16 protein-coding genes are annotated in these 19,748 nt (G+C 71.1%); 7 read left to right on the top strand and 9 right to left on the bottom strand.

Annotation, left to right across the window (positions count from 1 at the left end):
* Positions 1-4: 4 nt before the first annotated feature.
* Genes OIE47_RS22760 through OIE47_RS22750 form a run of 3 tightly spaced genes read right to left on the bottom strand, consistent with a single transcriptional unit; the run spans position 5 to position 5,107 of the window.
* Entirely contained in the window at positions 5-1,540 is a 1,536-nt protein-coding gene (locus tag OIE47_RS22760; protein WP_326556558.1) for a ferredoxin reductase family protein, read from the bottom strand.
* Positions 1,537-2,916, bottom strand: a complete 1,380-nt coding sequence (locus tag OIE47_RS22755; RefSeq protein ID WP_326556557.1) for a DUF1501 domain-containing protein — start codon at positions 2,914-2,916, stop codon at positions 1,537-1,539. Before OIE47_RS22755 ends, OIE47_RS22760 begins: the two co-directional genes overlap by 4 nt.
* Before the next feature lie 7 nt (positions 2,917-2,923).
* The gene (locus OIE47_RS22750; RefSeq protein ID WP_326556556.1) at positions 2,924-5,107 is read right to left on the bottom strand and encodes a DUF1800 family protein; all 2,184 of its coding nucleotides are present in this window, start codon (positions 5,105-5,107) and stop codon (positions 2,924-2,926) included.
* A gap of 437 nt (positions 5,108-5,544) precedes the next feature.
* Between OIE47_RS22750 and OIE47_RS22745 the strand changes: the two genes are divergently transcribed.
* Positions 5,545-5,802, top strand: a complete 258-nt coding sequence (locus OIE47_RS22745; protein WP_326556555.1) for a DUF3040 domain-containing protein — start codon at positions 5,545-5,547, stop codon at positions 5,800-5,802.
* A gap of 45 nt (positions 5,803-5,847) precedes the next feature.
* Here OIE47_RS22745 and OIE47_RS22740 read toward each other — a convergent pair whose 3' ends face one another.
* Both OIE47_RS22740 and OIE47_RS22735 read right to left on the bottom strand, forming a co-directional pair.
* A complete protein-coding gene (locus OIE47_RS22740; RefSeq protein ID WP_326556554.1) occupies positions 5,848-6,780 on the bottom strand; it encodes an SWIM zinc finger family protein in 933 nt (310 codons plus the stop codon).
* Positions 6,777-9,911, bottom strand: coding sequence for a DEAD/DEAH box helicase (locus OIE47_RS22735; RefSeq protein ID WP_442791979.1), 3,135 nt, complete (start codon positions 9,909-9,911; stop codon positions 6,777-6,779). Before OIE47_RS22735 ends, OIE47_RS22740 begins: the two co-directional genes overlap by 4 nt.
* A gap of 139 nt (positions 9,912-10,050) precedes the next feature.
* Between OIE47_RS22735 and OIE47_RS22730 the strand changes: the two genes are divergently transcribed.
* The 3 genes from OIE47_RS22730 (at position 10,051) to OIE47_RS22720 (ending at position 11,909) form a co-directional block, all read left to right on the top strand.
* Entirely contained in the window at positions 10,051-10,638 is a 588-nt protein-coding gene (locus tag OIE47_RS22730; RefSeq protein WP_326556552.1) for an alpha/beta hydrolase, read from the top strand.
* Positions 10,639-10,676: 38 nt separating this feature from the next.
* On the top strand, positions 10,677-11,618 hold the full coding sequence (locus tag OIE47_RS22725) for a GNAT family N-acetyltransferase (RefSeq protein WP_326556551.1): 942 nt from the start codon (positions 10,677-10,679) through the stop codon (positions 11,616-11,618).
* 84 nt (positions 11,619-11,702) lie between these two features.
* The gene (locus tag OIE47_RS22720; RefSeq protein WP_326556550.1) at positions 11,703-11,909 is read left to right on the top strand and encodes a hypothetical protein; all 207 of its coding nucleotides are present in this window, start codon (positions 11,703-11,705) and stop codon (positions 11,907-11,909) included.
* An 18-nt stretch (positions 11,910-11,927) separates the two neighbouring features.
* On the opposite strand, the gene OIE47_RS22715 is transcribed toward OIE47_RS22720, so the two are convergent.
* On the bottom strand, positions 11,928-13,046 hold the full coding sequence (locus OIE47_RS22715; RefSeq protein WP_326556549.1) for a polysaccharide pyruvyl transferase family protein: 1,119 nt from the start codon (positions 13,044-13,046) through the stop codon (positions 11,928-11,930).
* 87 nt (positions 13,047-13,133) lie between these two features.
* On the bottom strand, positions 13,134-14,777 hold the full coding sequence (locus OIE47_RS22710; protein ID WP_326556548.1) for a lectin: 1,644 nt from the start codon (positions 14,775-14,777) through the stop codon (positions 13,134-13,136).
* Between the two features lie 309 nt (positions 14,778-15,086).
* Between OIE47_RS22710 and OIE47_RS22705 the strand changes: the two genes are divergently transcribed.
* Complete coding sequence (locus OIE47_RS22705) at positions 15,087-15,434, top strand: PadR family transcriptional regulator (RefSeq protein ID WP_326556547.1); 348 nt, start codon at positions 15,087-15,089, stop codon at positions 15,432-15,434.
* Positions 15,431-16,537 (top strand): hypothetical protein, encoded by a 1,107-nt coding sequence (locus OIE47_RS22700; protein ID WP_326556546.1) that lies wholly within the window; start codon positions 15,431-15,433, stop codon positions 16,535-16,537. The genes OIE47_RS22705 and OIE47_RS22700 overlap by 4 nt, the downstream gene beginning before the upstream one ends.
* Positions 16,538-16,631: 94 nt before the next feature.
* Here OIE47_RS22700 and OIE47_RS22695 read toward each other — a convergent pair whose 3' ends face one another.
* Together OIE47_RS22695 and OIE47_RS22690 are read right to left on the bottom strand one after the other, a co-directional pair.
* Positions 16,632-17,591 (bottom strand): TIGR03885 family FMN-dependent LLM class oxidoreductase, encoded by a 960-nt coding sequence (locus OIE47_RS22695; protein WP_326556545.1) that lies wholly within the window; start codon positions 17,589-17,591, stop codon positions 16,632-16,634.
* 28 nt (positions 17,592-17,619) lie between these two features.
* Entirely contained in the window at positions 17,620-19,035 is a 1,416-nt protein-coding gene (locus OIE47_RS22690; RefSeq protein WP_326563200.1) for a BTAD domain-containing putative transcriptional regulator, read from the bottom strand.
* A gap of 175 nt (positions 19,036-19,210) precedes the next feature.
* Here OIE47_RS22690 and OIE47_RS22685 point away from each other — a divergent pair, with 175 nt between their 5' ends.
* Entirely contained in the window at positions 19,211-19,744 is a 534-nt protein-coding gene (locus OIE47_RS22685) for a hypothetical protein (protein ID WP_326556544.1), read from the top strand.
* The last annotated feature ends 4 nt before the right edge of the window (positions 19,745-19,748 follow it).

Genomic DNA, 19,748 nt, shown 5'->3' with positions numbered 1-19,748 from the left:
TCCGTCAGAGTTCGAACGTGGCCAGGTGGATCTGCCGGCGCGGCACCCCTGCACGACGCAGCGCCCGGACCGACTCGCGGACCAGACCCGCCGGCCCGCAGAGGTAGACGTCCCGCTCGGTCAGGTCGGGCACCAGCCGGCGCAGGCCACGGGCGGTGAAGATCTGCTGCGGACCGGGGTCGTTGCGGGAACCGAGGACGTACCACATCTCGGTCTCCCGGGCCTCGGCCAGCCAGTCCAGCTCCCGCCGGAGCAGCAGGTCGTCCGGGGTGCTGGCCCGGTAGATCAGGGCGGCACCGGGCGGCAACTCCTCCAGCAGGGCCCGGATCGGGGAGATCCCGCTCCCCCCGGCGATCAGCAGCGACCGCTCGGCGACCCGGTGCGCGGCGGTGAACGTACCGGACGGGCCGGAGGCCCAGACCCGGGTGCCGGGACGCAGCCGGCGCAGCTCGGCCGTGTGCCCGCCGACCACCTTCACGGTCAGCCGCAGCCAGCGGCCGTTGCGGGCGGCGGAGAGCGAGAACGGGTGCGACTGCCACCAGCGCCCGGCGGAGAGGAACCGCCACCGGAAGAACTGCCCGGCGAGCACCTGCAACCGGTCCAGGTTCCGACCGGTCAGGTAGATCGAGATGGTGTCCCGGCTCTCCGCCACCACGTCGGCGACGCGCAGCCGGTACCGCAGGTTCAGCCACAGCGGGGTGAACACCCGACCCCAGACGACGGCCGCGATCACCAGGACGTACACGGCGATCCAACCGGTCCGCACCGGTCCGGGCCGGAACAACTGCTGGCCGTACGTGAACTGGTGGCCGAAACCGAGCAGCAGTACGGCGTAACTGCTCAGGTGCAGGTAGTACCAGAACTCGTACGGCAGTGCGTTGCGGACGAACCGGATCCCGGTGAACCCGAGCAGGACGATGATGGCGGCGGCGCCGAACGCGGCGAGCATGTCCTCGTAGTCGCGCAGGAGGGTGGTCGCCTCGGCTAGCAGCGTCTTGCGTTCCAGGCCGGCGTAGCCGGCGAGGATGAGGCCAACGTGTGCCAGCACCGCGACGAACACGGTGCCGCCGATGTCGCGGTGCCACCGGCTGAGCTGCTCGGCGCCGATCCACCGCTCCAGCGACCGCAGCCGGCTCATCAGCAGCACCTGGACCAGGAGCAGGTAACCGGCGATCAGGCCGCTGATCCGGCCGGCGGCGGTGAGGGCGGCGTGCTCGCTGTTCACCGCACCGGGCTCGGTGTCCAGCCACCACGGCACCACCGCGGCCAGCAGCCCCACCCAGAGCAGGAGGACGACCACCCACCGGCCCACCGGCCCCCGCTGCTCCGGCACCTCGTTCGGTACGCCCGCAGGCGGATCCGACCGCGCCGGCCGGGTCTGCTGCCCGCCCGACCGGGGCTGTTCGGTACGGCGGGGCTGTTCGGGGTAGCGGGTCTCGTCGGTCCAACGGGCGTCGTCGGCGTAGACGTACGGCTGCTGGCCACCGTCCCGGGAGTAGTCCCCGGAACGGTGGCCAGTGGAGGTCGACCGGTTTGTCACGCGTACAGCTTGACCGGGGTGAAGGTCTGACGGGGGAACATCTTCTTCACCTCGGCGTCGGTCAGGCCGAAGCGGCCCTGGGCCACCGACCCGTACACGTTGAACATGTTGTTGTACTCGGGCACGTCACCGCTGTCGAGCTTGTCCAGCCCGTTCCAGTTGCCGAGCAGGGAACCGGCCAGCTTCTTGCCGGACAGGATGGTGACCACGCCACCGTGGCCGTGGTCGGTGCCGCCGCTGTTCGAGGCGACCCGGCGACCGAACTCGCTGCTGACCATGATGGTCACGTCGGCGGCCAACGGGCCGAGGTCGGTGAAGAACGCCGCCATGCCCTTGGCCAGCTCGCCCAGCCGGTTGTGGAGCTGACCGCCGGCCGCCGTGCCCTGGTTCTCGTGGGTGTCGTAGCCGCCCATGCCGATGGTCGCCACCCGTACGTTGGCGCCGCCCTTGATGAGCTGGGCCAGGGTACGGAACGAGTTACCGATGCCGGTGTACTCGGCCCCCTCGGCCGGGGCGTACGGCTTGGCGGCCAACTGCTGCGCGGTCTTCAGCGCGCCCAGCCCGGCGATCACCGACTCCTCCACCGGGTGGTTGATCCCGGTGAAGAGGCCCTGGATGGCCCTGGCGGTGGCGTCCTTGAACCGGCCGTCGCCGTTGAAGCCGAGCGAGCCGACGTTGTTCAGCGACAGGGCGCTGTTGTTGCCGACCAGCGAGCGCGGCAGGGTGCTGCCGACACCGACGCTGCGGAACGCGGTGCCCGGCCCGAGGGCGTCGACCAGGCTGTCCAGCCAGCCCCGGCCACCGGTCTCGTTCGGCAGGCCACCGAGGTTGCAGGCGTCCGCGGCCTGGAAGTGGCTGCGCGACACCCGAGGGTCGGAGGCGGCCGGTACGAAGCCGAGCTGCCCGGCGTCCAGGAACTTCTGCAACGGGGCGAACGCGCTGGTCAGCTTGAACCCGCGGTCCAGGGCGAGCGAGTCGGTGCCGAGCAGCAGGTCGGGGCGGGCCTTGCTGAGGACCGGGTCGTTGTCCGGCGCGACCAGGCTCAGCCCGTCCAGCCCGCCGTAGAGGAAGACGTGGATCAGGGTGCCGCCGGGGGTGGCGGCGAACGATGCCTGGGTCGAGACGAACTGGGTGGTGGCCAGGGCGGTCACCGTGGCGGCGGCACCGGCGACGAACGTACGGCGGGTGACGCCGCGCCCGTCCTGCTGGGCCTCCTCCACTTCGGACAGGTTGAGGAACTGCTCGCGTACGGCGGCGTTCTCGGCCGTCACCGCGGCGTGCTCGGCGCGCAGCACGGCCTCGGTCCGGTTCGGGGCGAGACGCCGCAGGTCGGGGCAGTCGGGGTGCAGGGGGTACGAGTGCACAGTCTTCTCCACTGTTAGCTCACCGGAGGTGGTGCTGGGGGGAGGCGAGAAGCGCCCGCGCGATGGCGGTGATCGCGCCGTTGAACGTGGCGTCGACCTTCGCGTCGGCGGTCACCCCGGCGATGCCGAGAATCAGGGACTTTTCCTTGTCCGTCAGCTTCTGGTGCACCAACCGCAGCGACAGGGCGTCGAGGTAGGCGCCCGCGGTGGCCGGCGGGGCCGCCACCAGTTTGTCCGGCTTGGTGTAGGAGAAGACCTTCCGGTTGCCGTTGATCACGTCGTGGGCTTCGTTCCAGCCGTTGACCATGGTCCCGGCGGAGGTCCAGGCGACGTAGACGTCCGGGTAGCCGTTCGGGGTGGAGAGGCCGGCGGGGAACTGGCCCAGCTCCTCCATCTTGTTCCTGAGCTGGTTCAGCCCGTCCGCGAACGGGGTCCGCCTGAGGTCGGCCCGCTTCTGGTAGTCCGGCGACGGGTCCGGCTGCATGCCGAGCACCCGGTACGTGGCGACCAGGTACTCCATCGGGCGGCGTACCTTCTGGCCGACGGAGCCCCAGAACTCGGTGGAGCTGAACAGGGTCATCAGGGTCGGCCTGATCGCACCCTTGTTGGCCGTGTACGTCTTGGCCAGGCGCTCGACCAGGGACTTCGGCGGGGTGTCCGAGACGAACCGGGTGGCCAGGCTCTGCGCGATGTAGTTCGCGGTCGAGGGGTGCAGGGCGAGGTGCTTCAGGTACGCCTTGATCACCGACTCGCCGCCCTCGGCGGAGCTGTTGTCGCTGTTGAAGCCGAGGATGCTGACCTTGCCGACGTAGTGCCGGTTGGCGCGGTAGACGTACTCGTCCTTGTCCACGCCGAGGCCGGTCTGGAGCATCGCGGCCTGCCGTACGTCCATCTCGGTGTAGCCGCCGTCGACGCCGACCGAGTACAGCTCCAGGTTCTCCCGGGCCAGGTTCTCGTTGATCGCGTCCTTGTGCGACTCGTTCTGGTTCAGGTAGACGATCAGCGCCGGGTGGGTGTTCGCGGCGACCAGCATGTCCGCGTAGTTTCCCAGGGCGTGCTTGCGGATCACGTCCCGGTCGAACGTCGAGCGGGTGATGTCACCGCCGTCGAAGAACGCGGCGACGTGCAGGAAGTCGTTCCAGAAGTCGACCATGACCTCGAAGAGCTGCCGGTCGGACCAGATCTGGCGGGCGACCGACGCCCAGACGAACTCGTTGTCGGAGTTGTCGACGTCCTTGACCGTGTCGCGGCGTTCCCGGAGCTGCTTGATCGACAGGTTCAGGGTGGGCAGCTCGGAGAGCTTCAGCTCACCCTTGGTCGGCGCGATCTTGTCCGGATCGAGCTGCCAGCGCAGCCACTCGTCGATCCCCATGGTCTTGATCTCGGCGAGGACCTTGGGGGTGGCGCCGAAGGTGGCCCGGGTGGCGAGGTGCCGGATCGGGTCCTTGGCGAGCACCGTCTTGACCGTGACCTCGGTCTCGGCCGCTGCGGAGGCCGGGCCGGCGAGGGTACGACCACTGGCCGGCGCGTTCTTCTTCAGCTCGGCCCCGGCCCGGGAGCCCATGTAGCTCTCGTTCTGCTCGGTGTAGGTACGCACCGTGCTCGGCTGCTGTCCGCTGGGGCGGTCGGCGGTCCCGTCGGTGATCGCGGCGGCGGTCGCGTTGCCGTTGCCGCCACCGAACGGGGTGTTGCCGAGGATCTTGTCGCCCAGTTCGGTGCCGCGCGAGGCCATCGCGATCGCACCGGCACCGGCCACCACCGCGGCGGCACCGGTCAGCGCGACCAGGGCCCGGCGACGCCCGACGTTGCGCTTGCCCGGCTCACCGTCGTCGTCCAGTTCGGGAAGCTGCGACGGCCCGGCGTACGGGTCGCGGCCCTGCGGCTCCAAGCCCTCCGGACCGACCCACTGCGGGCCCCGGTGCCCGGTGCCACCGGCGCGGTGCTCCTGGGTCCACTGGTCCACGTACTGGTCGGGGTGCTGCGGGCCACGCTGCGGGTGGCCCGGCTGGGGGTAGCCGGGGTACTGCTGGTGACCCGCCGACTGCGGGTAGCGCGCGTCCGGGTACGCGTCGGATCCGGGGGCCGGGCGGCCGTACGCGGACTGGCCGGGCGCGGCCCGGTATCCGTCGGCGCCGGGCTGGGGTCGACCGTCCCAAGGGCTGTCGTCACGCGATCGGCGTGGTGGCACATTCTGGTCAGCCATGTACCAATCCGTCTGCTGAGGCGCGCCGGATTCAGCCGCGTAAACGGCAGGGGCGGTGATCCGGCGGCGGTTACTGAGGGGGGTTGCTACGGCAAAGTAACCAAGCCGCCGATCCGCTTCAAGGTCGCCGAAACCGCCCTCCAGCAGCGACTTAAGCAACCCTGAAGGGGAATCACCGGCGCGCGGTTTCGACCGGGGCGCACGGCAACGGTCGCCAGCAGCACCGATGTCGCCGGGCCGGTGGTTACGAAGGGATCCGTAACCTGCTCGTAGCACGGACCGGGATTCGGCGGTAAAGGCAAACTTAAGGTGGGAATAAGTAAAACCTGCGGCAATCCGAGCGCTGGAACGCAGGCGATCGGGAGCGGGAGTGAGAGCGGCTACGGATCGGGTATCCCCGCCCCGGACAGTTGACGCGTGAGGGGAAGGCTGCCGCCATGCTCAGCAAAGAGGATCAGCGTCGGTTCGACGAGATCACCCGCCAGCTGAGAATCAGCGACCCGGACTTCGTCGCCCGGCTCAGCGATCGTGCCCAGCACCGCCGGGGCAGACTTCTGCTCCTGTTGACCGTCGTGCTCTGGAGCGCCGTACCGGCCGTGGTTGTCATCGGCGGTTGGTTGGCGGCCGTGATAGCGCCGGTCGTGCTCGCCGCCGCCAGCGTGCTGGCCTGGCGGGTCCGCCGGTTGCACCATTGACCCCGGCGTCACCCGTGCCGGTTCACCGTCGGCACGCGCGGGTCGTCACGGTGCGGGTTGGCCGAACCGGTCGTACGCCCGCCGCAGACGCTCGACCAGTCCGGGGCCGCCGATCGGGGCACCGGGAGCGCCGAGTTGGCGCAGCAGCAGGTCGGGTTCGGTGGCCAGGATCGGCACCGGATCCGGCAGCGGCACCGGTGGTTGCCAGTAGCGGTCGACCGCCGTGGCCGGTGCGAGGTCGGGCAGGTCGGCCAGGGCCAGTCCGGCACCGGCGACCGGCACCGCCGGACGTTCCAGTCCCGGCAGTGGCTCGGCCGGCACCGGGTCGGCGTACTCGTCGGACGGGCCGACCGGCTCGACGGACGGGTGGCCGGTGCGGAGTTCGCGCAGCCGGTCGAGCAGTTCGGCACGGGTACGGCCGCGCCAGTGCAGCAACTGGAACGGGTCCGCGTCGAACGCCTCGGCGAGCAGGTAGAACGAGGCGGCGAGGTGCTTGCACGGCACCGCGAAGTCCGGGCAGTTGCAGCGCATCGTCAGGTCGTCGATCACGCTCGGGAACAGCGGCGCGTCCGCCTCGGCGAACACCCGTTCCAGTTCCGGCGGCAGGTCCCCGGCCAGTAGTTGGGCGCTGAACAGCGCCTGACCGGCGAGGACCGTCTCGATCCCGGTCCAGACCGGTTCCGGGTACGGGTGCAGTCGCACCGTCACCTGGTACGGCTTCGGCCGTGAGCCCTGCACCACCGCCGTCACCAGTCCCGGCGCGACCTCCAGCGACAGCACCTGCCCCGCGCGGGCGTACGCCCGGCCACGGGTGAGCCTGGTGCCGAGCGCGAACGACTCCAGTACGTCGACGAACCGGCGGGACCACCAGGACGCCCCGATCGAGCCACGGGCCGTACGCGCCCGCAGTCCGCCGTCGACCTTGCGGGGGCGCCCGTAGTCGGCGAACCGTCCGGATCCGGTGCTCTGCTCGGTCACTCGGCCACCGCCCCGGCTTCCAGGGCGAACAGGCCGCGTAGTTCCGTTGTGGACAGTTCGGTCACCCACTGCTCGCCGGTGCCGACGATCTTCGCGGCCAGACCGCGCTTCTCGTTGATCATCGCGGCGATCTTCTCCTCGACCGTGCCGGCGCAGACGAACTTGCGTACCTGGACCGCCCGGCGCTGCCCGATCCGGAACGCCCGGTCGGTGGCCTGGTCCTCGACCGCCGGGTTCCACCACCGGTCGACGTGCACCACGTGGTTGGCGGCGGTCAGGGTCAGCCCGGTCCCACCGGCCTTGATCGAGAGGACGAACAGCGGCGGGCCGTCGTCGGACTGGAACCGGGTCACCAGGGTGTCCCGCTCGGCCTTGGCGACGCCGCCGTGCAGGTAGAGGACCTCCCGGCCGAGCCGGGCCGAGAGCTGCGCCCGGAGCATGTTGCCGAACTCGGCGTACTGGGTGAACAGCAGGGCCTTCTCCCCCGCCGCCAGGACCTCGTCCACGATCTCCTCCAGCCGGGCCAGCTTGCCCGACCGGCCGGTCAGCGCGGAGCCGTCGCGCAGCAGTTGCGCCGGGTGGTTGCAGACCTGCTTGAGCTTGGTCATCGTGGCCAGCACCAGGCCCCGGCGCTCGATCCCCGTACTGGACTCGATCCTGGCCATCATGTCGTCGACCACCGCCTGGTAGAGCGAGCCCTGTTCGGCGGTGAGGTTGCAGAGCACCTCCATCTCCAGCTTCTCCGGCAGATCGGAGATGATCGACTTGTCGGTCTTGGTGCGGCGTAACACGAACGGGCCGGTGAACCGGCGCAACCGCTCGGCGGCGGCGTCGTCACCGTGCCGCTCGATCGGGACCGCGTACCGCTTGCGGAACGCCGAGGCGGTGCCGAGCAGGCCGGGATTGGCGAACTCCATGATCGACCACAGGTCGGCGAGCCGGTTCTCCACCGGCGTACCGGTGACCGCGATCCGGTGCCGGGCGGGCAGTGCCCGGACCGCGGCGGCCTGCCGGGTCGCCGCGTTCTTGATCGCCTGCGCCTCGTCCACCACCAGCCGGTGCCAGTCGACCTCGGCCAACGCCGCCGCGTCCCGCGCCGCGACCGAGTAGGTGGTCAGGACCAGGTCCGCGTCCCGCACGGCCGCGGTGAACGTCTCCCCGCGCGCCCGCTCGGCACCGTGGTGCACGTGTACGCGCAGCTCCGGCGCGAACTTCGCCGCCTCCCGCTGCCAGTTGCCGACCAGCGACATCGGGCAGACCAGCAGCGTCGGCCCGTCGGTCGGCCCGTCACCGGCGAGCAGCGCCAGCAACTGCACGGTCTTGCCCAGCCCCATGTCGTCGGCGAGCACCCCACCCAGGCCGAGCGACTGGAGGAACGCCAACCAGGCCAGACCCCGCTTCTGGTACGGCCGCAGCGTCCCCCGGAACCCCTCCGGCTCGTCGCGCGGGGTCAGGTGCCGCTCGGCCTGCCCGGCGAGCAGGTCACCGAGCGCCCCGTCGGCGCCGACGGTCAGCACCGGCAACGCGTCCGGCTCGTCCGCGCTCTCCAACCCCAGGCGCAGCAGGTCGGCGACGGTCAGCTCGCCGCTGTCCCGGAGCAGCCGCAGCCCTGCCGCCAGCCGGCGGGCGTCCAACTCGACCCACTGCCCGCGCAGGCGTACCAGCGGGGTCTTGAGCTTGGCCAGGTCGCGCAGTTCCCGGCCGGACAGCGGCTGGTCGCCGAGGGCCAGCTCCCACTTGTAGTCGACCAGCGCGTCCAGGCCGAGCGAGCTGCGCGCGGCGACGGTGCCCGGCGCGGTCCGGCTCTTCGCCTGCAACCTGGCCCCGAGCCGGGCGCTGGGCCGGGACCACCACGACGGGAGCAGCACCCCGAACCCGGCGGCGTGCAGGACCGGCGCCCCGTCCCGCAGGAACCGGTGCGCCCCCTCGGTGTCCAGCGCCAACCCGTCCGGTGCGGCCGTACGCAGCGCGTCGGTCAGCTCCGGCCAGAGCCGGCTGGCCCGGCCCAGCTCCGCCAGGAGCGTCTCCTGTGGCGCGTCGAGGTGCCGGGCCAGCGCCCGCAGCCCGCCCCGGGACTGCCAGATCCGGTCGGCCCCGACGACCAGGCTCGGTTCGTCGGCCGACTGGAGCGCGAACTCGACCCGCCAGCCGCCGTCGGTGTCAACCTCGATCCCGACGCCGTCCACCGCCTCGGCCCCGATCTCCTCCGGGTCCGGTGCCGGTGGCTCGACCAGCCGGAAGCAGGCCCGTACCTGGCTGCCGGCGGCGTCACGCTGCCAGGTGTCGAGTTCCGTGACCAGGGTGCCGAGCGCGTCCGGTGCGATGTCGAACCGGCGCTGCCGCCCGGTGAGCGCCCGCAACCAGGCCCGTACGCCCACCGACACCCCGGTGGCCCGCGAGTCGATCAGGCGTACGCCCTCCAGGGCCGTACGGGCGGCGGCGTCGGTGAGCGTGTCCAGGGCGTCGGCGACGAGTACGGCGACGGAGAGGTCCGGTTCGGCCGCCCGTGCCGCCGGGGGCAGCGCCATGGCCAGTGCCCGTACCCGGGCCGCGTCGGCACCGGTGAGCAGCGGACGCCAGACGGCGGTGGCCGGGCCGGTGCCGTCGGTGCCGGTGCGTACGCCGGGCAGGGTCCGCCCCCGCCCGACCAGGTCGGCGGCGAAACCGGCCAGTTCCTCGATCAGCCGCAGGGTGCCGCCCCGGACCACGGTCGGATCGTCGGCGAGGGCCAGGAGCACCGGCAGGGCGTGGTCGGCGTCGTACTCCAGGGTCGGGACCCGCCACCCGGCCAGGGTGAGGGTCGCCCGACCCGGCTCGGCCTGGTCGGCCCGGATCAGTTCCGGTGAGTCGACCGGGAGGCCGGCGCGGGTCGGCAGGGTGAGCAGCGCGGTGCTGGTCGCGGCCTTCGCGGCGACCTCGTCGAGCACCTCGGCCAGGACGGCGTGACCGGCGGCGTACGGATGCGCCCGCTCCCTCGGTGCCCGACCCGATCGCCGGACCACCGGCGCGACCAGGGTCGAGTCCTCGCCCCAGAGCGCCAGCCGCCCACCGCGCAGCCAAAGCCCGTGGATCACCCGCAAGGAAGGGCCCTTCTCGTCGTTCTCGAAGCAGGAAGGGTCCCTTCCTAACATCCCAGGCTAGTCATCCGGCGGACCCACCCCGACGGACGGACGGTCCGGTGTAACCGGCCTCTCCGCCGTGACCGTCCAGCACGCCCCGCCGGTCGGTTCCGCCCCCCGCCGGACGGGCCGCCCGGCTAGCCTCGGCCGGGTGACCGAGTCGACGAACCAGCGCAACGCCGTCATCGTCCCGGGCGGCGGGTACGGCCCGCAGGCGCCCCTGTTGATGTACGCCGCGGACGCGGCCGAGGCCCGCGGCGCCCGGCCGCATCCGATCTCCTGGACCGGGAACCCGAGGGAGGTCCCGCCGGAGGAACTCTTCGACTGGGTCGCCGCGCACGTGACGCCGGTCCTGGACGAGCTGACCGCCGGGACGCCCGGTGACCCGCCGCTGCTGATCGGCAAGTCGCTCGGGACGCACGCCGCACCACTCGCCGCCGACCGGGGACTGCCGGCGGTCTGGCTCACCCCGCTGCTCACCGTCGAGCCGGTCGCCGCGCAACTGCGCCGGGCCACCGCGCCGACCCTGCTGATCGGGGGGACCGCCGACCCGGCGTGGGACGGTGCACTCGCCCGCCAGCTCTCGCCGTACGTGCTGGAGGTGCCCGACGCCGACCACGGGATGTACGTCCCCGGACCGCTGGCCGGGTCGGCGGAGGTGCTCGGTCGGGTCGTCACCGCGATCGAGGAGTGGCTCGACAACGTGGTCTGGCGTACGCCGGTCGTCGCCGGAAATTGACGGGCGTTCGGCCCGGTTCGTCCGTACCGTACGGGCACATGAGTGTGACGATCCGCGAGTTCCGGCTCGACAGCCCGACCGCCGAGGCCGATACCGAGGCCGCCGCGTCGGTGTTGCGCGCCGTGTTGCCGTACCTCGTGGTGACGCCACGGGCGTTGCGCTGGCAGGTGGAGACCGCGCCCGAAGCCCAGCACCACCGGCTGCTGCTGGCCGAGGCGGACGGGCAGCTCCTGGGCTGTGCGCGGACCGGGATCTACTACGACAGCAGCGAGCCCGGTCAGGCGTACCTGAACATCTACGTCCACCCGGACCGGCGCGGCCGGGGTGCCGGCCGCGCGCTGCTGGCGGCCGGTGAGGCGTACGTGACCGGGCTCGACGCCCGGACCAACTTCTGCTGGTCCCTGGACGACGACCGGTCGATCGGATTCGCCGAGCGCAACGGGTACCGGCGTGGCCGTTCGGCGCACTTCCAGCGGCTGGCGCTCGACGACGGTTCGCTGCCCCCGATGCCGTCCTGCCCGCCCGGCGTCGAGGTACGCACCGGGGCCAGCTTCGGCGACGACCTGCGGGGCATCTGGGTGGCCGACAACGAGGCGGCCATGGACGAGCCGGACGACGTGAACATCGAGCCGATCAGCTACGACGTGTGGTTGAGCCAGTACTGGTTGCACCCGGAGCACGACCGGGAACTCACCTCGGTGGTGACCGTGGACGGCGAGGTGGCCGCGTTCAGCCTCGCGATCACCGACGGCGACACCCGCTACATGTCCGGGATGGCCGGCACCCGCCGCGCCTACCGGCGGCGGGGGTTGGCGAAGCTGGCGAAGTCCGCCTCGCTGCACCGGGCCGGCGCGGCCGGCTACACCGAGGCGTTCACCAACAACGACAGCGGCAACGAACCGATGCTCGCGATCAACAAGTGGTTCGGCTACCAGGAGTGCGCGACCGAGGTGCGCTGGATCCGCGACCTGACCGGCTGAGCCCGAGCCGCCCCGATCGGTGCGGGCCTGCGGGACCGGGGCGATCCGCTGCGGGCGGTCCCGGCCGGCGGGTTAGATGGTGGCATGGGAGCGACGGCACAGGTACCGCTGGAGGGCGGGGTGGCCGACGGTGGCGTGGTCACCGTCGAGTTGGACGCGCACGGTCGCCCGCCGCTGGTCCACCCGCACCTCGGCGAGGGCGGCCTGGCCAAGGCCGAGATGTACGAGCTGGAGTCGGTCCTGGACGACGGCCCGCCCTGGGTCTACCGCTGGCGCGGCCCGGCGTCCTGAACGTCGGAACCGCCGCGATCAGAGGCCCTTCAGCAGCGGGGTCACGAGCTGGCTGGTGAGCCGGGCCTGTTCGCGTACCTCGTCGACCCGGCGGGCGGTGTCGGCAGCGCGTTCCTCCCGCTCGTCCCAGAGCTGGTCGACCTCGGCCAGCAGCGGCCCCTCGACCTCCCGGGCCAGCCCGCTGAGCGCCGGCACCCCGATCCGCTGGGCAAAGTCGAAGACCTTTCCCGCGTACGGCAACGGCAGGAACGGTACGCCGGACATGGCGGCGAAAATCAGGAAGTGCAGTCGCATCCCGACTGCCATGTCGAAATGCGACATCAGCCCCAGTAGCTGCCGGGGCGAGTAGTCGCCGTGCAGGATCCGACCCCGGTCCGGTGCGGTCATGTGGGACAGGACCCCGTGCGAGTGCTTGATGTCGTCGCGCTCCATCGGGACGAACAGGACGTTCGCCTCCAGCCGCCGGACCAGGAAGTCGCCGATCTGGGCCAGGAGCCGGTGGTAACCGTCGACGTCGAGGCGGGAGGCGGCCCGCCCCGGCTCCCGTACGCTCATCCCGACCAGCCGCCGTCCTGGACGTACGCCCTCCCGGCGCAGCCACTCCACCGGGAACTCCTCCGGTTCGAGCAGGAAGGCGGGGTCCGCGGTGACCGTGATCGGGGTGTTCACCCCGATCCCCTCGAGCACCAACTGCGACTCGTCGTCGCGTACGGTCACCCCGACGGCTCCGTCGAGGCTCTGCTGCACCATCGAGCAGTCGATCGAGTCGGTCAACGGACCCGCACCCACCGCGTACGTGAACACCGGCAGGCCCCGCTCCTGTGCGGCCAGGACCAGCCGCAGGTAACGCCGGGCCTCGCTGTCGTAGAGGATCCCGCCGCCGCCGAGGATCAGCAGGTCGAGCCGGGCGACCGTGGCCGCCGAGTCGGCCCGCCGGATCCCGTCCCAGGCCGCCGGTTCGACCCCCGGATGCGCGTGCGCGGTGTGCTCGGGGTTGCGGGAGAAGACGATGATCCGCGCCTCCGGGCGGGCGGCGCGCACGTCCCCGAGGATGCCGGTGAGGATCGCCTCGTCGCCGAGGTTGCGGCCACCGTACGACCCGATCACGCCGATGGTCGGTTCGTCACCCCTCGACATCTCCACCCACCCTCCGGTGCTGGAGTGCGGCGTACCCGCTCAGCCGCTCTCCATGCCTGCCCGGAGGGTGGGTGTCCGACTTGCGGGTCAGGCGGTGATCAGGTCGAACTGTTCCCAGGGGCCGATCGCGGTCCGGTTGGCGACCAGCGCGCTCGATCCACCACCCTCGGCGCAGACGTAGCTGCTGTTGATCCGGGCGAGCAGGCTGACCGTGCCGTTCGGGTTCTGCACCAGGGTGAACGACTCCCACGGTCCGGCCGCCGTACGGTTCGCGACCAGCGGGCCGTCACCCGCGTCCTCGGCGGTGACCAGTTTCCCGTTGGCCCGACACCGCAGGGCGATCCCGCCGTCGCCGAGGTCCACCCGGTCGAACTGTTCGGCGGCACCCGCACCGGACGCGTTCGCGATCAGGGCGGAGTCGCCACCGGTGCCGGCCGAGACGAAGAGGTTGTTGGCCCGCGAGCGCAGGCTGATCCCGGTCCCGACGACCGGGCCACCGACCACCGGCGGGGTCGGACGGGTGGCGGTCAGCGCCAACTGCTTCTTGAGCATCCGGCCCCCGTCGGCGGTGAGCCGCAGGTAGTAGTCGGAGGAGCACACGGTCCCGTCCTCGTCGAGCGAGGGCATGGTGATCCCGACCGGCACCATCGAGGCGTTCTCGGCGTTCTTGGCGATGTGGTTGCCCTCGCCGTACTCGTCGAACATGGAGATGTAGATGCCCTGGGCGCCGAGCCGGACCATGTTGTAGAACTGCCGCCACATGAAGTCGCCGTGCGCCCGCTGGCCCTCGGTCAGGTCGCCGGGAAGTACGCACGGCTGGTAGTCGATCCCGTTCGCGTCACAGTCGGCCTGGTCGGCCTGGTTGACGTTGGCGTAGAACCGGTCCGAGTCGGCGGTGTTGCCGATCCGCCCGACCATCCACGGGGAGAGCATGTGGAAGGCGCGGTAGACGTCACCGAAGCCGGGCCGGGAGTCCTCGTTACCGGACCGCCAGTGCGTCGGCACACCCCCGATGACGTAGCAGCCCTGGGCCTTGAACCAGTTGACCACGTCGAGGCAGGCCGCCGCGCCGAACGGGCGGCCGGGGTCGTTGAAGCCGAAGCCCCAGACGCAGACGACGGGCTTGCCGTTCTGCCGGGCGTACGCCGACGATCCGGTGTGGACGGACATCTTGCCGGTCCAGTCGGCCTTGATCTCCGACTGCATGTTCGTCCAGTTCGTGACGTCGTACATGATGTAGAACTTGCGCCCGGTGCGTTCCGCCGCGCTGCGGACCCTGGCCGCCATGGCGTCGCGGGTCGGCCCCTCGGAGCTGTTCGGGTTGAAGCGTTGCAGGGCCGCGGTGTCGCAGCCGTACTGCTGCATCCACGTGAAGTGGGTGTCGACGGTCTGCTGGTCGTACGAGGAGAACAGGGTCGCCGGCTGCCCGTTGCCGAAGTTCGGGTACGCGGTCCGGTACACGTTCGTGTACTCGCGCATGTCCGGCCAGCCCTTGATCACGTTGTTGCTCGGTGACGGGGACTGGGACCAGTTCTCGCTCCAGTGCCACCAGCCGTTGATCGGCGCCCCGTCGCCGGCGCACGCGAACCAGCCCTGGTAGCCGACGGTGATCTTTCCGACGACATCGCCCGGTCCGCTGGCCGCCGACGCCGGTCCGGCCAGGTACGCCGAACCTCCGAGGCCGGCTCCCACCAGCGCGGAGGCGAGGACCGACCGTCGTGAGATGCCCATGGAACTCCCTTGAATCATTCGGCGTCGCCCGCTGGCGGATGCGGGTCAACCGCGACAGCAGTTGCGGGTCAACCGCGACGGCAGTTGCGGGTCAACCGCGACGGCAGATGCGGGTCAACCGCGACAAACGCGGTAGCCGTCGCAGGGAAAACCTAAAGACCGCCGCTCGGTGCATCAACACGAAAAAGCCGCAGTTAAGGCAAATTTGAAGTTACTTCACTCTTCGCGCTGCCCTGACGTCGGACCGGCGATCAACCGTCGGCCGCCTCGGGGCCCTGCATATACCGTCGCTCGGTATATGCTGCCGACATGAGTAGTCCACCACTCACGGAACCGACGTTCCTGATTCTCACCGCGCTGGCCGAGACACCCCAGCACGGATACGGCGTGATCGGGGACGTCCTGGAGATCTCCGACGGCCGGGTCAAGCTGCGCGCCGGCACCCTCTACGCCGTACTCGACCGGCTCCGGACCGAGGGCCTGATCGAGGTCGACCGCGAGGAGGTGGTGCAGTCCCGGCTGCGCCGCTACTACCGCCTCACCGCCCTGGGCGCGCGACGGCTCGCCGAGGAGGCCGCCCGCCTGCGGCACAACGCGAACACGGCCGGCAGCCGGCTGCGCCGCCGTGACCTGCTCGCCGAGGGAGGCGTCGGATGACCGGCCGGGATCTGGAGACCCGCTACCGGCGGCTGCTCGCCGTCTACCCCTGGGAGCACCGCCGCCGCTACGAGGACGAGATGCTCGGCGTACTGCTCGACGACGCCCGACCCGGCCAGCGGCACCCCGGCATCGGCGACACCGCCAACCTGGTCGTCGCCGGGTTGCGGGCCCGGCTGGGCTGGACCGCCCACGGGCTGACCGACCGGGCCTGGCCCGACGCGGCGGCGGTGACCGGCCTGCTGGCCGCACTCACCCTGCTCACCATGAACGGCCACGCCCTGATATCGAACCTCGCACCGACGCTGGGACAGCGCTACTACCCGTACGGTGGCGACGGAGTCGATGCGATCGACTGGTTACCGGTCGGCACCTGGGCGGCGGTCAGCCTCGCCCTGCTGGTTGGACTGCGCCGGCCGGCGATCGTGCTCGTCTGGGCGGCACTGCTCACCGAGGTCGCCCTGGTCCCGTCGCAGTACGACACCGATCCCGTACCAGCCGTGAGCGCCCTGTGGCAAATCCCGCTGGCACTGGTCGCCGCCGTCGCGGTCACAGTACGGGCACCGCGTCGCCGCGCGCTCGTAGTGCTCGGCATCCGTCGACTCCTGACGATCGTGCTGGCCCTGGCGACGATCGACGCGGTCTTCCTGATCAACCGGCTCGCCAGCGACAACATCGGCGCGAACGGCGCGACGTTCTACGTGTTCCACCTGCACGACAACAAGGTGCCGCGTCCCAATCTCGAACTGGCCTCCGGTTCCGACGCCCAGGTCATGTTCTACCTGGCGTTCCTCGCGGCGGCCGTACTCGCCCTGCTCGTCACGGTGGCCACCATGGACGGACCGGTACGCCGGCGGATCGCGGTCCTGCTCGCACCGGTCGTCGCACTGGTCGTGCTGGTCGAGCAGACCCTCGACGGGTGGGCGGTGTCCAACATGAACATGGGTCACCCGATCTACCTCGTGCCGGCCCAGTGGTTGGCGCTCGCCACCGTCCCCCTACTGACGCTCCTGATCGCGCTGCTCCTACTGAGACGACGCGAGCACACCCTCCGAATGGTCGCCCTCGGCCGCACCGCCGACCGCGAACACCCCACCCCGTAGAGCAGGCCCCTCTTGTAGAGAAAGAGTGGCAATCGTTCGCCGGATTGCGCCTCGTTCTCTACAAGAGGGCGGATCTTGGGGGTGGAGGGGGTGGTCAGGTGAGGTCGGGAAGGACGTGGGTGGCGAAGGTCTCGAGGAAGTCGCGTTGGTCGAGGCCTACGTGGTGCAGGTAGATCTCGTCGAAGCCGAGGTCGGCGTACTCGTTCAGCCAGTGGGTGTGGCGGGCGGGGTCGTTCGAGATCAGGACGTGTTCGCGCATGTCGTCGGGGCGGACGTACGCGGTGGCGCGGGCGAACTCGGCCGGCATGGCCAGATCCCAGGCCACGTCACTGCCGAGGATCCCGGTACGCCACTGCTCGTGCGCGATCCGCAGTGCCTTCTCCTCGTCCCGGTCCCAGCACAGGTGCACCTGCAACTTGACCGGCTTGCCCGCGCCACCGCCCTCGCGGTATGCCTCGATCACCGGTCGGAGCTGTTCCACCGGCCGGTTCACGGTGATCAGTCCGTCGGCCCAGGAGCCGACCCACCGGGCGGTCTCCGGGGTGACCGCCGCACCGAAGATCGCCGGGGGTGACGCCGGCAGCGTCCAGAGTCTCGCCCGGTCGACGGTGACCAGGCCCCGGTGGCTGACCGTCTCGCCCGCGAACAGGGCCCGCATGATCTGCACCGATTCGAGCAGGCGGGCGTTGCGCTCGTCCTTGGCCGGCCACCGTTCGCCGGTGATGTGCTCGTTGACCAGTTCCCCGCTGCCGACCGCCATCCAGAACCGGTCCGGGAACATCTCGGCCAGGGTGGCTGCGGCCTGGGCGATGATCGCCGGGTGGTACCGCTGGCCCGGTGCGTTGACCACACCGAACGGCAGGTCGGTGCTGGCCAGTGCGGCGCCCAGCCAGGACCACGCGAACCCGGACTCGCCCTGCTCGGGGCCGAACGGGGCGAAGTGGTCCGAGCACATCGCCCGGCTGAACCCCGCCTGCTGCGCTGCCTGGACCTGACGCAGCAACTCGCTCGGCGGAAGCTGCTCGTGCGATGCGTGGAACCCGTACGTGGTCACCAGGACCTCCCGGCCGTCGTGGTCGTTGTCACCAACCAGGTGCCCACTTCGCGGAGGTCCCGAAACCCGACCGGTCGCCGTTGCTCTGCCGGGCGGGACGGCAGGGGACGGTCGGCACCGACGGGCCGCAGGCCGCGAGGCTGCACCACCGGCGCAGCCCGGTCTCGTCGAGGAACAGCCAGCCGCAGCGCGGGTCGGGGCACATCCGGATGGTGAGCCGGCGCGGATCGGCCAGCAGTTCGGCGGCGCTCCACGCGACCGCGTACAGGGGTGATCGCAGGCCCGCGGCGGCGGCCGGGCGCCACCGCCCGACGCCGTCCACGTCGCGCCCGAAGACCAGCGTTTTCGCGGCGGCCTCCGCGGACCGGGCCACCGCGTCGAACGCCCGCCGGTCGTCGGGGTCGGTCAGGCAGGCATACAACCGGGTACGCAGTGCGCGAACCTCGTCGAGCACGGTGGCTGCCGTACCGGGGTCCCGTCGGGCGAGTTCGACCAGCCGGCTCACCTCGACGTCGTCGAGAAGTCCGACGTACCCGGCCCAGACCGCCACGGTCCGGTACGCGCGCAGCCATTCCGAACCGGGCAGCGGCGGCTCCTGTCCCCAACCGGCGAACGTGTTGCAGAACTCCAACGCCGGATGCCCGCCCACGTTCCACGGCAGGGCTTCGTCGCGCACCCGCACCTCGTACGCGGGCCGACCGGGTCGGTCGAGTCGGCGGTCGTCGAGCAGGATCCGTTGGTGCACCTCCCGCAGCTTCGGCCCCGGTTCGACTCCGAGGTCGTCCACCAGTCGTTGCCGGGTCGTCCGGTAGAGCAGCAGCGCGTCGGCCTGGCGGGAGGCCCGGTACAGGGCGGTCATCAGGGTCGCGACGAGCTGTTCCCGGGTCGGGAACCGGTCGACCAGCGGGGTCAGGTCGCCGACCACGAGGGTGTGCTGTCCCAGGGCGAGCTGGGCCTGCGCCCGCGACTCGATGCCGGTCAGCCGGAGTTCCTCGATCGGGCCGTCCAGCCGTTCCCGGAGTTCGTCGTCGGCGGTGTCGGCGAGCAGCGGTCCACGCCAGAGCGACAACGCCCGGTCGAGCAGCCGTACACGTTCACCCAGGTCGGTGGTCGTGCCGGCCAGGGAGGTGAGCCGGGTGAACTCCGCCACGTCGACCCGGTGCCCCTCCGCCTCCACCAGGTAGCCGTCCCCGCGCGTGATGATCCGTACCCGGTACGGGGTCAGTGCCGCCCGGAGCCGACCGATGTACGTGTGCACAGCGCTGCGGAACGACACCGGCGGGCGCCCGTTCCACAGCAGGTCGATGAGCCGGTCGGTGCTGACCACGCGGCCCGTGTCGAGCAGGAGGACGGCGAGGATGCACCGCTCCTGGCGACGGCTGCCGATGTCGACGGGGTGACCGTCGTGGCGGGCTTCGAACGGGCCGAGCAGTCGGAATTCCATACCCACACTGACAGCCTGGCCGCCGGGGACGGTTGCCGCCCCGGTCAGCCGATGGTGAGTCCCGGTGCCCCGGTCGGCCGGTAGGGGTGTTCCGGCGTCACCGGACGGTCAGGACGTGGTGATCGGGGCGGGAAATGCTGATCCGGTCATGCTTTCGGACAGACCTGGAGTGATCATGCGTTGGAGACTGAGCATCGGAGCGATCGCGGCGGCGCTGCTGGTGGCGACCGTGCCCGCCACGGCGTCCGCCGCACCGGCCGGCACCGGAGGCGGGTGGCCCGGCGGCTGGGTGCCGGCACCGCAGGAGGCGTTCGAGATGCCCGCGGGGGCGCGCTGTGATTTCGCCGTACGGGTGCAGCCGGTGGTGGACGAGGTCCGCAAGCTGGTCCTGGCGGTGTATCCGGACGGCTCGCCCAAGCGGGAGCTGTACACGGGTGCGTTGATCAACGAGATCACGAACCTCGAGACCGGTGCCACCAGCACGGCGGACGCGAGCGGCACCTCGCTGGTCGAGTACGCCACCGACGGCTCGATGACCTGGTACGTCACCGGGCCGGTCCTGCTCGGCTTCCGGGAGAACGCCGGCTCCCTGCCGCGTGGCCTGTGGATAGTCGACGGAGTGTTCATGGTCGAGTTCACCCCGACGTTCGACAAGACCATCACGATGGCGCACGGCACCACCCACGACGTCTGCACCGACGTGGACTGACCGG

The sequence above is a fragment of the Micromonospora sp. NBC_01796 genome (assembly GCF_035917455.1).
In the GTDB taxonomy this organism is placed as follows: Bacteria; Actinomycetota; Actinomycetes; order Mycobacteriales; family Micromonosporaceae; genus Micromonospora_G.
The sequence above is the reverse complement of the archived record's forward strand: the minus strand, read 5'-3'. Positions and strand labels throughout refer to the sequence as shown.

What these genes read in the sequence shown, in the direction of transcription:
- OIE47_RS22750 (WP_326556556.1), bottom strand. Translation starts at nt 5,107, where the DNA reads ATGGCTGACCAGAATGTGCCACCACGCCGATCGCGTGACGACAGCCCT.
- OIE47_RS22745 (WP_326556555.1), top strand. Translation starts at nt 5,545, where the DNA reads ATGCTCAGCAAAGAGGATCAGCGTCGGTTCGACGAGATCACCCGCCAG.
- OIE47_RS22735 (WP_442791979.1), bottom strand. Translation starts at nt 9,911, where the DNA reads ATGTTAGGAAGGGACCCTTCCTGCTTCGAGAACGACGAGAAGGGCCCT.
- OIE47_RS22725 (WP_326556551.1), top strand. Translation starts at nt 10,677, where the DNA reads ATGAGTGTGACGATCCGCGAGTTCCGGCTCGACAGCCCGACCGCCGAG.
- OIE47_RS22720 (WP_326556550.1), top strand. Translation starts at nt 11,703, where the DNA reads ATGGGAGCGACGGCACAGGTACCGCTGGAGGGCGGGGTGGCCGACGGT.
- OIE47_RS22715 (WP_326556549.1), bottom strand. Translation starts at nt 13,046, where the DNA reads ATGTCGAGGGGTGACGAACCGACCATCGGCGTGATCGGGTCGTACGGT.
- OIE47_RS22710 (WP_326556548.1), bottom strand. Translation starts at nt 14,777, where the DNA reads ATGGGCATCTCACGACGGTCGGTCCTCGCCTCCGCGCTGGTGGGAGCC.
- OIE47_RS22705 (WP_326556547.1), top strand. Translation starts at nt 15,087, where the DNA reads ATGAGTAGTCCACCACTCACGGAACCGACGTTCCTGATTCTCACCGCG.
- OIE47_RS22700 (WP_326556546.1), top strand. Translation starts at nt 15,431, where the DNA reads ATGACCGGCCGGGATCTGGAGACCCGCTACCGGCGGCTGCTCGCCGTC.
- OIE47_RS22690 (WP_326563200.1), bottom strand. Translation starts at nt 19,035, where the DNA reads ATGGAATTCCGACTGCTCGGCCCGTTCGAAGCCCGCCACGACGGTCAC.
- OIE47_RS22685 (WP_326556544.1), top strand. Translation starts at nt 19,211, where the DNA reads ATGCGTTGGAGACTGAGCATCGGAGCGATCGCGGCGGCGCTGCTGGTG.